Source organism: Kitasatospora sp. NPDC058218 (assembly GCF_042882445.1).
GTDB lineage: Bacteria > Actinomycetota > Actinomycetes > Streptomycetales > Streptomycetaceae > Kitasatospora.
Map to the genome: position 1 here is coordinate 1 of NZ_JBHVWC010000066.1, position 11,922 is coordinate 11,922.

An 11,922-nucleotide genomic window follows, 5' to 3' on the forward strand; every position below is an offset into this window, starting at 1 on the left:
GCATCGACAACGCCCTCAAGAACACCGACGGCACCCCCGCCCTCACCATCCACGCCACCACCGCCTACGGCGACATCACCGCCCGCAGCCTCTGATCCCGCAGCCTTCGAAGGAGAACCCCTCATGACCAACCTGGCCATCGTGGCGAACGGGCTGCGCAAGTCCTACGGCGACAAGACCGTCCTCGACGGCGTCGACCTGGCCGTCCCCGAAGGAACGATCTTCTCCCTGCTCGGCCCGAACGGCGCCGGCAAGACCACCGCCGTCAAGATCCTCTCGACCCTCATCACGGCCGACGGCGGACAGGCCCAGGTCGCGGGCCACACCCTCGCCGTCGACCCGCAGGCGGTCCGCGCCGCGATCGGCGTCACCGGCCAGTTCTCCGCCGTCGACGGCCTGATCACCGGCGAGGAGAACATGCTCCTCATGGCGGACCTGCACCACCTCTCCAGGCGCGAGGGCCGCCGCGTCGCCGCCGAGCTGCTGGAACGCTTCGACCTCACCGACGCCGCGAAGAAGCCCGCCTCCACCTACTCCGGCGGCATGAAGCGCCGTCTGGACATCGCCATGACCCTGGTCGGCAACCCGCGGATCATCTTCCTCGACGAGCCGACCACCGGCCTCGACCCGCGCTCCCGCCACACCATGTGGGGGATCATCCGCGAGCTCGTCGCCGACGGCGTCACCGTCTTCCTCACCACCCAGTACCTGGACGAGGCCGACGAACTCGCCGACCGGATCGCCGTACTCAACAACGGCAAGATCGCCGCCGAAGGCACCGCCGAGGAGCTCAAGCGGCTGATCCCCGGCGGACACGTCCGGCTCCGCTTCACCGACCCGGCCACCTACCGCGGCGCCGCCACCGCCCTGCCCGACGCCACCCACGACGACCAGGCACTGACCCTGCGAATCCCCAGCGACGGCAGCCAGCGCGACCTGCGCACCATCCTCGACTCGCTGGACTCCGCCGGCATCGAGGCCGACGAACTCACCGTCCACACCCCCGACCTCGACGACGTGTTCTTCGCCCTCACGGACGCCGGCACCAACGCCGGCACCGACGCCGGCACCATCCCCCACCAGACCGAGGAGACCGTCCGATGAGCACCCTCTCCCTCGCCGTGCGCGACTCCACCACGATGCTGCGCCGCAACCTCCTGCACGCCCGGCGCTACCCCTCCCTCACGCTGAACCTGCTGCTCACCCCGATCATGCTGCTGCTGCTCTTCGTCTACGTCTTCGGCGACACGATGAGCGCCGGCATCGGCGACGGCAGTGCGGGCCGCTCCGCCTACATCGCGTACCTCGTCCCGGGCCTGCTGCTGATGACCATCGGCAGCACCACGATCGGCACCGCGGTGTCCGTCTCCAACGACATGACCGAGGGCATCATCGCCCGCTTCCGCACCATGGCGATCCACCGCCCCTCGGTGCTCATCGGACACGTCGTCGGCAGCGTGCTGCAGTCGGTCGTGAGCGTGGTCCTCGTCGGCGCCGTCGGCGTGGCGATCGGCTTCCGCTCCACGGACGCCACCGCCCTGGAATGGCTGGCGGCGTTCGGACTGCTCGTGCTCTTCGCCCTGGCGCTCACCTGGATCGCGGTCGGCATGGGCCTGATCAGCCCGAACGCCGAGGCCGCCAGCAACAACGCGATGCCGCTGATCTTCCTGCCGCTGATCTCCAGCGCCTTCGTCCCGGTCCACTCCATGCCGGGCTGGTTCCAGCCGATCGCCGAGTACCAGCCCTTCACCCCCGCCATCGAGACCCTGCGGGGCCTGCTGCTCGGCACCGGCATCGGCCACAACGGCTGGCTGGCCGTCGCCTGGTGCCTGGGCCTCGCGGTGCTCGGCTACTTCTGGTCGACCTCCACGTTCAACCGCGACCCGAAGTAACCGCCGTGACCGCGCGGGCAGCGGCCCGCAACCCGCCCTGGGGCGGCGTGACTCCGACACCGTGTCGGTCCACGCCGCCCCGTCGGCGTTCCCGGCCCCCGCGGGCGAGCGCTCAGCGCACGCGACGGACCCACAGGGCGCAGAACCCGACCAGGAGGACGGTGACCGCCAGGCTCAGACCGGTCTGCGTCCAGTGCATCACCCACTCGTCGGCCGGCGGGTGGTACGTCGCGTAGGCCTGCACGACGGTGTCGTGGTGGGCCAGGCACTCGGGCGACGGGCACTGACCCGTGCCGTCCGGAAACCGGCTCATCCAGTCGCCCGGCAGCGGGATCCGCAGGCCGTCGCTGGTGAGCAGGCCGTTCCCCACCACGTCCGATTCGATCGGCGTGTTCGTCGGCAGGTGCCCGGTGGAGACCGTGCGCATCTGATCCATCGACAGCGGCCCGGCCATCTTGACGTCGGCGAACACCTCCCGCGCCGGCGCGAACAGGTACCGCCCGGCGTCCACCGCGAACCGCACCGCGAGGGTGAGGACGGCCGTGACGACGATCGAGGCCACGACCCGGCGCACCACCAGCCCGACCGCCGCCCCCAGCGCGACGGAGAGCAGGCAGAACCCGACCATCGACGGCCCCGAGGCGGTACGGCTCATCCAGGTGAACCAGTGGTAGTAGCCGGGGACGGCGAACCGCCCCTCGACCACCCCGGTCCACCAGGTGGCGACGGCCGCGAGAACGGACGACCCCAGCAGGGTGAGGAGCAGCGGCGCCCCCAGCCGGGCGGCCAGCCACCGCTGCCGCGACACGGACTGCGTCCAGGCCAGGGCGTACGTCCCGGTCTCGAACTCGCGCGCCAGCAGGGGCGCGGCGAAGAAGACGCCGAAGGCGACCGGCAGGGCCGCCAGCAGCCAGCCGGTGACCAGGACGGCGACGCCCCACCGCTCATCCAGGGCGATCGCCTGCCGGCTCAGCGTCTCGCACTCCGGGGGGAAGTAGACGACGTTGCAGCCCTGGATGTGCTCGGCCTCCACGATGCCCTGGAGCTGACCGCCCAGGATGAGCATCCAGCCGCAGAGCAGCACGAGGACGGCACCGGCGGTCAGGAGCGGGGTCCGCTCCTGGCGCAGGCCCAGCCAGACGGCGCCGCGCACGATGCGCCGCTTCGACGGCCGCGAACCCGACCGGGCGGACAGCTGGTTCACCTCCGCGACGCTCATCGGGCCGCCACCTGCCCACGTCCGGCGGTGCGCTCGCCGACTCCGGCCAGGGGCCGGTCCTGCGGGGCGGGGGTCCGTAGGTACGCCATCAGAATGTCCTCCAGGTTCGGCCGGCTGACGTCCCAGTCCGGGTCGATCTCGCCCAAGGGCTTGAGCAGCGCCGTCGCCTGACGGCCGGTGCGCCGCAGCTCGACGATCTCGTGGTGCGCCAGCGAGGCCGGCGAGGAGTCACCGGCATCGGCGGCACCGACCACCAGGCGGTGGTCGTCCAGCAGTTCCTCGACGTCGCCGGAGAGCCGGATCCGCCCGTCCCGCAGCACGGTGACGTGGTCGCAGACCCCGTCCAGCTCCGCGAGGACGTGGGAGGAGATGAGGATGGTGGTGCCGTGCTCCGCCGCCTCGGCCATCAGGATGCCGGTGAGCTCCTGGCGGGCCACCGGGTCCACGTCGGCGAGCGGCTCGTCGAGCATCAGCAGGTCGGGGCGCTTGCCCAGGACCAGCGCGAGGGCGACCCGGGTGCGCTGGCCGGCGGTGAGCGTGCCCACCCGGGCGTCCGACGGGAGGTCGCCCAGCCGCACGATCCGCTCCGCGACCTCCTGGTCCCAGCCCGGGTTGAGCTCCCGGCCGGCCCGCAGGGTCTCCGCGACGGTGAACCGCGGGTAGAGGGGCTTGTCCTGCCGCAGGTAGGCCGTGCGCCGGAGGGCACCGGGCTCCTGCGGCCCGCTTCCGAAGACCGTGACGGCGCCCTCGGTCGGCGTGAGCAGTCCGGCGGCGAGCGCCATCAGCGTGCTCTTGCCGGCGCCGTTCGGGCCGACGAGCGCGCAGACGCGGCCGGCCGGGAGCCGGAGTTCGCAGTCGCGCAGGGCCCAGCGCCGGCGGTACTTCAGGCCGAGCCCGACCACCTCCAGGGCGGGGGCGTCGTCGGTCGGTCGGTGCTGCACTGCGGGGTGGTTCACCCGGACTCCTCGGGGGCCTCGGTGCTGACGGGGTAGGCGCGGTCCAGGGCGGTGTCGACGAGCGCGGCGACGTCCTCGCGTTCCAGACCGGCCTCCCGGGCTCGGGTGATCCACGCGGTCAGGTCCGCGTGGATCGCCGAGGCCTCGACGGTCTGTGGTTTCGCCAGGGACTTCCGGACGAAGGTCCCGACGCCTCTTCGGCTCTCGACCAGGCCCTCGCGTTCGAGCTCCCGGTAGGCCTTGAGCACGGTGTTCGGGTTGATCGCCGTCGCCTCCACCACCGCGCGGGCGGTGGGGAGTTGGTCGCCGGGCTGGAGCACTCCGAGCCGGAGCGCCCGCTTCGTCTGCTCGATGATCTGCAGATACGGCGACAGCCCGCCGCGACGGTCGATGAGGTATTCGACGATGAGATCCCTCATTCCACTAGTTAACTAGTGGAATGGTGCCCCGATCATGACCTGCCGTCAACTCCGCCGATCGTGGGCCGCGGCGGCGGCCGTCGGCCTGGCGCTCGGGGCGCCCCGGGGCATCGCCCCGGCGGCGGGGGCAACCTCCACCGCTTCCGAGCCCGCCCGACCGACCGACGCCGACCCCGACCCCGGCACCGACCGCGCCGCACGGGAAGTCGGCCGGTCCGACTTCCCACTCCTGCGCAGGCGAACCTCCGGGGCGCCCCCGAGGGAAACCCCGAGGTCGGGTCCTCCTCACCACCGAGAAAGGCCGGGGTCGGGATCGCCGTCGAGGCTGAGGATTCGGGGGCCGACGCGGCGGAGCATGGAAGTACGCCCACCGGAGAGCCCGGCCCGGGCCGCCAGGAACACGGAGACCGCCATGAGCCGCCTCGCCCGCCCCCGCCACAACCGCGTCATCGCCGGCGTCTGCGCCGGGATCGCCGAGCGCTTCGGCCTGACCCCGTGGACCGTCCGGATCATCTTCCTCGCCTCCTGCCTGCTCCCCGGCCCGCAGTTCCTGATCTACCTGGCGCTCTGGCTGCTGCTCCCGCAGGAGCCGTGAGCCCTGAGGCGCAAGCCGTGAACCCTGAGCTGTGAGCCGTGAGCCCCCGAGGCGTGAACCCCGGGCCGTGAACAACGCGGCACGGATACCGGCCCGGACGCTCCTGAACGCCGAAACGGGCCGCCCGCGCCCCCGGGATCACCGGGGTGCGGGCGGCCCGTCGGCCGTGGCGGGGAGCGTCAGCCGCCGAGGCCGGGCAGCGGGAGGGCACCGGTCAGGCCGCCGAGCGGGGTGCTGCCCAGGCCCGGGACGCTCGGCACGCCGGCGCGGGGGGCGCCGTCCGCCGCCGGGGCCACGGCCTGGCCGGCGCTCGGGGCCAGGGTGCCGAGGGTGCCGGCGACCTTGTCACCGCCGGGCAGCTTGCTCGCGGTGTCGGTGACGGCGCCGGTCACGGCGGGGTTGGTCACCGCACCGGTGGGAAGGCCGAGGCCACCGGCGGCGACCGGGTCGGCGGACGCACTGCCGGCGCCGATCGCCGCGATGGCGATGCCGAGCGCGGCGGTGCCGGCGGCCTTGAGAGTGGCCTGCTTCATGTTCGTCCCCTTGGATCCTCGTCGGTGGCCGACATTCACGGCAGGGCAGCGGGTTCCGCCACCTCCGCCGGTCGGCGTTGACTGCCACACCGTAGTGATCGGATCGCACGAGGATCAAAAGCCGTTAACCCACAAGAGTGGGTAGTCAGATGAACGCCAACACCCAGGGGTGACAAGGGCGTTCATCCGACCGTCCACTGCCTCAGGAGCCGGCGCTGAACAGCCACTCCGCCTTGAGCTCGGCGTAGCCCGGCTTGATCACGTCGTTGATCATCGCCAGCCGCTCGTCGAACGGCAGGAACGCCGACTTCATCGCGTTCACGGTGAACCACTCCATGTCGCCCAGCGTGTAGCCGAACGCCTCCACCAGGTGCCCGAACTCGCGGCTCATGCTGGTGCCGCTCATCAGCCGGTTGTCGGTGTTCACCGTCACCCGGAACTTCAGCCGGCTGAGCAGCCCGATCGGGTGCTCGGCGTACGAAGTGGCCGCCGCCGTCTGGAGGTTGGAGGTCGGGCACATCTCCAGCGGGACGCGCTTGTCGCGCACGTACGCGGCCAGCCGGCCGAGCTCGACGCTGCCGTCCTCGTTCACCGTGATGTCGTCGACGATCCGCACGCCGTGGCCGAGCCGGTCGGCGCCGCAGCACTGCAGGGCCTCCCAGATCGACGGCAGGCCGAAGGCCTCGCCCGCGTGGATGGTGAAGTGGTTGTTCTCGCCCTTGAGGTAGTCGAAGGCGGCCTGGTGGCGGGTGGGGGGGTACCCCGCCTCGGCGCCGGCGATGTCGAAGCCGACCACGCCGCGGTCGCGGTGGCGGTTGGCCAGCTCGGCGATCTCGGAGGAGCGGGCCGCGTGCCGCATCGCGGTGATCAGGGTGCCGACGCGGATGCGGTGACCGGCCGTGCGGGCGTTCGCCTCGCCGAGGCGGAAGCCCTCGTTGACGGCCTCGACGACCTCGTCGAGGGTGAGGCCGGCCTCCAGGTGCTGCTCCGGGGCGTAGCGGACCTCGGCGTACACGACGCCGTCGGCGGCCAGGTCCTCGGCGCAGTCCGCGGCGACCTTGATCAGGGCCTCGCGGGTCTGCATCACGGCGCAGGTGTGCGCGAAGGTCTCCAGGTAGCGGACCAGCGAGCCGGAGTCGGCGGCCTCGCGGAACCACTCGCCGAGTTCCTTCGGGTCCGTGGTGGGCAGGCCCTCGTAGCCGACCGCGGCGGCCAGCTCGACGATGGTCTCGGGCCGCAGCCCGCCGTCGAGGTGGTCGTGCAGGAGCACCTTCGGGGCGCGGGCGATCTGCTCGGGGGTGGGGATCCGGGGGCCGGTGCCCGCGGTGGTGACAGGGATCTGGTTCTCCATTGCGGGAGTGTAGCTCCTACGCGCGTAGACAGGCCACACCCACGCGACCGGTTCGGCCAATGTGCACCGGGAATTCCCCCGAAGGGCCGAGCGGCGCGCCGCGGGCGGTGGCCGCACGGGTCACCGGCACGCCCCGGCACCGGCGCGCGCCGTCAGTCGTGCTGCAACAGCCGCCCCCGGCGCGCCAGCACGAAGTCCCGGAACGCCGCCACCGGCGGGGTCGGCGGCCGGCCCGCCGCCCAGGCCAGACCGATCGCCCGCCGGGTGCGCGGCGCCGTCACCTCCAGCTCGACCACCCCCGGCCGGGGCACCAGCGCGGGCGGCAGCAGTGCCACGCCCAGCCCGGCCGCGACCAGGCCGCGCAGGGTCTCCGCGTCCTCCCCCTCGAAGGCGATCCGCGGCGCGAAGCCGGCCTCCGCGCAGAAGCCGTCGGTGATCGCGCGCAGCCCGTACCCGCGCTCCAGCCCGACGAACGGCTCCCGGGCCACCTCCGCCAGCCGGATCCGGCGCCGCCCGGCCAGCCGGTGGTCGGCCGGCACCACCAGGTGCAGCCGCTGCTCGTCCAGCGGGCGGGCCACCAGGGCGGGGTGGTCCGGCATCGGCGAGACCAGGCAGAGGTCCAGTTCACCGGCCAGCAGCCGCTCCAGCATCGCGCCGACGTAGTCCTGCACCAGCTGGAACCGCACCTGCGTGTGCGCCGCCCGGAACCCCCGCAGCAGCGCCGGCACCGCGTCCGTCCCCATGGTGTGGAGGAACCCGAAGACCACCCGCCCGGCCGCCGGGTCCGCCTCCGCACGGGCCGCCTCCGCGCCGCGTTCGACCTCGGCCAGCGCCCGCTCCACCGAGGCCAGCAGCAGCCGGCCGGCCCTGGTCAGCCGGACGGTCCGGCCCTGACGGGCCAGCAGGTCCACCCCCAGCTCCGCCTCCAGCCGGGCCACCGCCCGGGACAGCGTCGGCTGCGGCACGCCCAGCAGCGCGGCCGCCTGCGTCATGTGCTCCAGCCGGGCGACCGCCGCGAACTGCGCCAGCCGGGGCGCCAGTTGGACGGCCGGCAAGTCCGGCCCCAACTCGGCCGGCCGATGCGGGCGATCGACGCCCTCCGTGCTGTCCACCACTCCCGTACCGCCCTCACCGCTTCGACCTCGGCTCATACCCTGAGGTATCGATTGTCCGCCAATCATGCATTGGACGCATCAGCGCGACCACCCCTAACGTCGACGCCATGCAGCCCGCCAGTACCGGGGCATCCGCGACCGTGCCGGATGCCCTCACCCAGCCGTCCCCGCTCGCCGCCGCCGACTCCCGCCACCGCCCCGGACAGCGCGCCTTCCGCCGCGCCAACCTGGCCCTGTTCGCCGCCGGCATCGCGACCTTCGTCCTCCTCTACTCCACCCAGGGCCTGCTGCCGGTCCTCTCGACCGACCTCGACCTCACCCCCGGCCAGGCCAGTTGGACGGCCTCCGCCGCCACCCTCGGCCTGGCCCTCGCCCTGCTCCCGGCCAGCGCCCTGTCCGACCGGTACGGGCGCACCGCGGTGATGACGGCCTCCGTGCTCGCCGCCTCCGCACTCGCGCTGGTCCTGCCGTTCGCCCCGGACCTCACCACCCTGGTCGTACTGCGCGTCCTCCAGGGCGCCGCCCTCGCCGGACTGCCCGCCACCGCGATGGCGTACCTCGCCGAGGAGGTCCACCCCAGCGCCCTGGCCTCCGCGATGGGCCTGTACGTGGCCGGCAACAGCATCGGCGGCATGGGCGGGCGGCTGATCTCCGGCTGGACGGCCGCCGGCTTCGGCTGGCGCTGGGGCCTGGCCGCCTCCGCCGCCCTCGCCCTGCTGGCCGCCCTCGCCTTCCGGCTGCTGATCCCGGCCGCCCGCCACTTCACGCCCACCCCGGTGGACGCCCGCGCGCTGGCCCGTACCGTCGGCCGCCACCTGGGCAACCCGCTGCTGGTCCGGCTGTACGCGCTCGGACTGCTGTTCATGGCCGTGTTCGGCGCGGTCTACAACACCGTCGGCTACCGCCTGATCGCCGCGCCGTTCCACCTGCCGGAGTCGGTGGCCGCCTCGATCTTCGTGGTCTACCTGGTCGGCACCGGCACCTCGGCCGCCGCCGGGCGCCTCTCCGGCCGCCTCGGCCGGCGCGGCGCGCTGTACGTGTCGATCGGGGTGACCGCCACGGGGCTGCTGCTGTCGCTCGCCGACTCGCTGCTCTGCGCCCTGCTCGGCCTGGTCCTGATCACCGCCGGCTTCTTCGCCGGCCACGCCACCGCGTCCTCGGCCGTCGGCCGCACCGCCACCGAGGGCCGCGCCCAGGCCTCCGCGCTCTACCTGATCGCCTACTACCTGGGCAACAGCCTCGGCGGCACGATCGGCGCCGACGCCTACCACTCCACCGGCTGGCCCGGCGCGGCCGCCGTCGGCCTCACCGCCATGGCCCTCGCCGCCGGCGTCACCCTCTACGCCACCCGCCGGGCCCTGAGCGCCCGCCGGGCCGGAAGCGGTCTGCCGGGTGGGCTCTCCGCCCGATAGGTTCCGCGCGGCAGACCCCGAGCGCCGCCGCCCCCAGGCCGAGGAGGCCGTTGCCCCGAAGCGAGCACGGCAAGGATTCCGAGAACGCCGGGGATTCCCGCGGTCCCTCGTCGACATCGCGAGGAGTCGGCCGGCCCGCGCAGGAAGTCGGCTCGGCCGACTTCCTGCGCGGGGGTGCGGTCGGCTCGGGTGCCCGGTGACCGGGTCAGCACGGCAGGACCTCCCGACCTACTTGGACTTCACCCAGTCCTGGCACCCCTGCGTCTTGAACACCTTGTCCGTGCTCTTGATCGTGACGACGCCCTGGCCGGTCAGGTTCTCGTTGGCGATGATCGACTCGAAGCCTCCGGTGGCATCCTTGCCCCGCTCCCAGTAGCAGAGGCCGCCGCGCGCCGGCCCGGCCGTCTTGTAGGTGCCGGCCTTGATGTCGTCGCCCACCAGATACGTTCCGCTCCCCGGGACGGTGTCGCCGGGGGCGGCAACAGGGGTCTCCTTGGGTGAGAGCGGGGTCTCGGCGGGCTGCGTCACGACCACCGTGGCAGTCACGGCGGGCGCCGCCGGAGCGGGCGGTGCGGCGGCGGCCGTCACGGTCCGGGTGACGGTGACCGTGGTGGTGGGTGCCGGGGCCGACGTGCGGTCGGTGTCCTTCCCCCCGGCGATGAGGGCATTGCACCCACCGACGAGGATCAGGCCGCCGAGGACCCCTCCCGCGATCTTCACACCCTTCGGCAGGCCCGGCTTCGGGGCTGCGGGCTGCTTCCACTCGGGCGGCACGGCGGAGTTCGGCGGCACCCAGGAGGGGCCGAGGGGCTGCTGCTGGTCGGGGCTGCTCATACGCGGGGAATCCTCCGGATCGTGGTGTCAAGAGGCTGGTCTACCGGCGTACTTGTGGGTATGTCGGCCGTTTGCGGAATTGTTGTCCAGCCGGCCCGGAGCCCGACGGCGGGAACGGACCGGGCGGGAGGTGTGTGGCCGCAGCCGCACCGACCCGACGCGGCGGATCCGGGCGATGACCGCCTTCTCCCGCACCGCACCCAGGCGGTCCGGACCTCGCGGCGGATACCTGACGCAGGCTGTCAGGTATCCGCCGTAGCTTTCCTCTCGTCCCGCCCGCGCGACCAGAGGAAGACGCCATGGCCACCTTCGTTCTCATCCCCGGCATGCTGCACGGCGCCTGGTGGTACCGGCCGCTCACCGAGGGGCTCCGCGCCGCCGGGCACGAGGTGTACCCGGTGACGCTGACCGGGGTCTCCGAGCGCGGGCACCTGAACAACGCGGCGGTCAACCTGGACACCCACGTCCAGGACGTGATCGGGCTGCTGGAGGCCGAGCGGCTCACCGACGTGGTGCTGGTCGGGCACAGCTACGGCGGGATGGTCCTCTCCGGGGTCGCCGACCGGGCGCCGGAGCGGATCGGGGCGCTGGTGTACGCGGACGCCTTCGTGCCCCGTGACGGCGAGTCGGCCTACCGGATCGTCAACGAGGTCTGGAAGCAGCGCTACCTGGCCGGCGCCGCCGCGGGCGGCGGCCTCGCGGTGGTCGGCTCGAACCCCGCCCTCGACCCGCGCGCCACCGTCCACCCGACGGCCAGCCTGCTCCAGCCGATCGCCCTCACCGGCGCGGCCGACGCCGTCACCCGCCGCGTCTACATCCACGCCGAGCGCTTCGAGGACAGCCCGCTCCTGGAGACCTTCGACCGCCTGCGCGACGACCCGGCGTGGACCGTGCACACCCTCCCGGTCGGCCACGACCTGATCCACGAGGCCCCGGAGGAGTTCCTGAAGATCGCGCTCACCGCGGCCTCCTGACCGCCGTCCGGGCGTCGGCGGTCGCCGATACACTCCGGACTATGAGCATCGATCCTGCTGTGTACGCCCGGTTGCGCGAGATCGCCGATCAGCTACCGCAGGTGCCGGGGATAGGGAAGATCGAGATCGCCGGCGGCGAGATCGTCATGATGATGTCGCCGGTGAAACGGCACGAGCTGGCCGTGATCCGCCTTGCCCGGCAACTGAACGCCCAACTCCCGAACACCCACCCCGGCTACATCGCTCACGGTGGCGCGGATCTGGAGGACGTCGGATTGGGGCGGCTGCGCAATCCCGACCTGATGGTGTTCCCCGAAGCCGCTCTGGATGACGAGGAACGAGCTCTACTCCCTCACGAAATCCTCCTCGTGGTGGAGATCGTGTCCAAGTCGAACCCCGAGAACGACTACCACGACAAGGTCCGCGACTACGCGGCCATGGGCATCCCGCTCTACCTGCTGGTCGATCCCCGCAAGGGCACCGGCATCGTGCACGACGAGCCCGGCTACCCGTCCCGCAAGGAGTTCGCCTTCGGTGACACGATCACCGTCGGCCCGTGGTCGATCGACACCGGCGTCCTGCGCACGTACGCCTGACCGGCCGTACGTGCGCAGGACCGGTG

General features: G+C 72.8%; 13 protein-coding genes. 6 read left to right on the top strand and 7 right to left on the bottom strand.

Annotated features, from left to right (window positions below; all coding sequences use genetic code 11):
- Positions 1–123: 123 nt before the first annotated feature.
- Together ACFVYI_RS33705 and ACFVYI_RS33710 are read left to right on the top strand one after the other, a co-directional pair.
- The gene (locus ACFVYI_RS33705) at positions 124–1,104 is read left to right on the top strand and encodes an ATP-binding cassette domain-containing protein (RefSeq protein WP_387892628.1); all 981 of its coding nucleotides are present in this window, start codon (positions 124–126) and stop codon (positions 1,102–1,104) included.
- Complete coding sequence (locus ACFVYI_RS33710; protein WP_387892630.1) at positions 1,101–1,892, top strand: ABC transporter permease; 792 nt, start codon at positions 1,101–1,103, stop codon at positions 1,890–1,892. Before ACFVYI_RS33705 ends, ACFVYI_RS33710 begins: the two co-directional genes overlap by 4 nt.
- Before the next feature lie 112 nt (positions 1,893–2,004).
- Here the strand turns inward: ACFVYI_RS33710 and ACFVYI_RS33715 are convergent, their stop codons facing one another.
- The 3 genes from ACFVYI_RS33715 to ACFVYI_RS33725 are packed head-to-tail and all read right to left on the bottom strand — an operon-like array spanning position 2,005 to position 4,486.
- Positions 2,005–3,111 carry a hypothetical protein gene (locus ACFVYI_RS33715; RefSeq protein WP_387892631.1) on the bottom strand — a complete coding sequence of 369 codons (1,107 nt, stop codon included), beginning with the start codon at positions 3,109–3,111 and terminating at the stop codon, positions 2,005–2,007.
- Positions 3,108–4,067, bottom strand: coding sequence for an ABC transporter ATP-binding protein (locus tag ACFVYI_RS33720; protein ID WP_387892633.1), 960 nt, complete (start codon positions 4,065–4,067; stop codon positions 3,108–3,110). Before ACFVYI_RS33720 ends, ACFVYI_RS33715 begins: the two co-directional genes overlap by 4 nt.
- The gene (locus tag ACFVYI_RS33725; RefSeq protein ID WP_387892634.1) at positions 4,064–4,486 is read right to left on the bottom strand and encodes a GntR family transcriptional regulator; all 423 of its coding nucleotides are present in this window, start codon (positions 4,484–4,486) and stop codon (positions 4,064–4,066) included. The genes ACFVYI_RS33720 and ACFVYI_RS33725 overlap by 4 nt, the downstream gene beginning before the upstream one ends.
- Positions 4,487–4,898: 412 nt before the next feature.
- Here ACFVYI_RS33725 and ACFVYI_RS33730 point away from each other — a divergent pair, with 412 nt between their 5' ends.
- The gene (locus ACFVYI_RS33730; RefSeq protein WP_329488007.1) at positions 4,899–5,081 is read left to right on the top strand and encodes a PspC domain-containing protein; all 183 of its coding nucleotides are present in this window, start codon (positions 4,899–4,901) and stop codon (positions 5,079–5,081) included.
- Between the two features lie 179 nt (positions 5,082–5,260).
- Here the strand turns inward: ACFVYI_RS33730 and ACFVYI_RS33735 are convergent, their stop codons facing one another.
- From ACFVYI_RS33735 to ACFVYI_RS33745, 3 genes are all read right to left on the bottom strand, one after another.
- A complete protein-coding gene (locus ACFVYI_RS33735; RefSeq protein WP_387892635.1) occupies positions 5,261–5,614 on the bottom strand; it encodes a hypothetical protein in 354 nt (117 codons plus the stop codon).
- A gap of 202 nt (positions 5,615–5,816) precedes the next feature.
- Positions 5,817–6,965 (bottom strand): adenosine deaminase, encoded by a 1,149-nt coding sequence (locus tag ACFVYI_RS33740; protein WP_387892637.1) that lies wholly within the window; start codon positions 6,963–6,965, stop codon positions 5,817–5,819.
- Positions 6,966–7,117: 152 nt separating this feature from the next.
- Positions 7,118–8,116: a LysR family transcriptional regulator gene (locus ACFVYI_RS33745; RefSeq protein ID WP_387892639.1), complete on the bottom strand. Its 999-nt coding sequence runs from the start codon at positions 8,114–8,116 to the stop codon at positions 7,118–7,120.
- Positions 8,117–8,187: 71 nt separating this feature from the next.
- Here ACFVYI_RS33745 and ACFVYI_RS33750 point away from each other — a divergent pair, with 71 nt between their 5' ends.
- On the top strand, positions 8,188–9,492 hold the full coding sequence (locus ACFVYI_RS33750; protein WP_387892640.1) for an MFS transporter: 1,305 nt from the start codon (positions 8,188–8,190) through the stop codon (positions 9,490–9,492).
- 228 nt (positions 9,493–9,720) lie between these two features.
- Here the strand turns inward: ACFVYI_RS33750 and ACFVYI_RS33755 are convergent, their stop codons facing one another.
- The gene (locus ACFVYI_RS33755; RefSeq protein WP_387892642.1) at positions 9,721–10,326 is read right to left on the bottom strand and encodes a hypothetical protein; all 606 of its coding nucleotides are present in this window, start codon (positions 10,324–10,326) and stop codon (positions 9,721–9,723) included.
- Between the two features lie 299 nt (positions 10,327–10,625).
- Here ACFVYI_RS33755 and ACFVYI_RS33760 point away from each other — a divergent pair, with 299 nt between their 5' ends.
- On the top strand, positions 10,626–11,300 hold the full coding sequence (locus ACFVYI_RS33760) for an alpha/beta fold hydrolase (protein WP_387892643.1): 675 nt from the start codon (positions 10,626–10,628) through the stop codon (positions 11,298–11,300).
- Between the two features lie 41 nt (positions 11,301–11,341).
- Positions 11,342–11,896, top strand: a complete 555-nt coding sequence (locus tag ACFVYI_RS33765) for a Uma2 family endonuclease (protein WP_387892645.1) — start codon at positions 11,342–11,344, stop codon at positions 11,894–11,896.
- Positions 11,897–11,922: the final 26 nt, after the last annotated feature.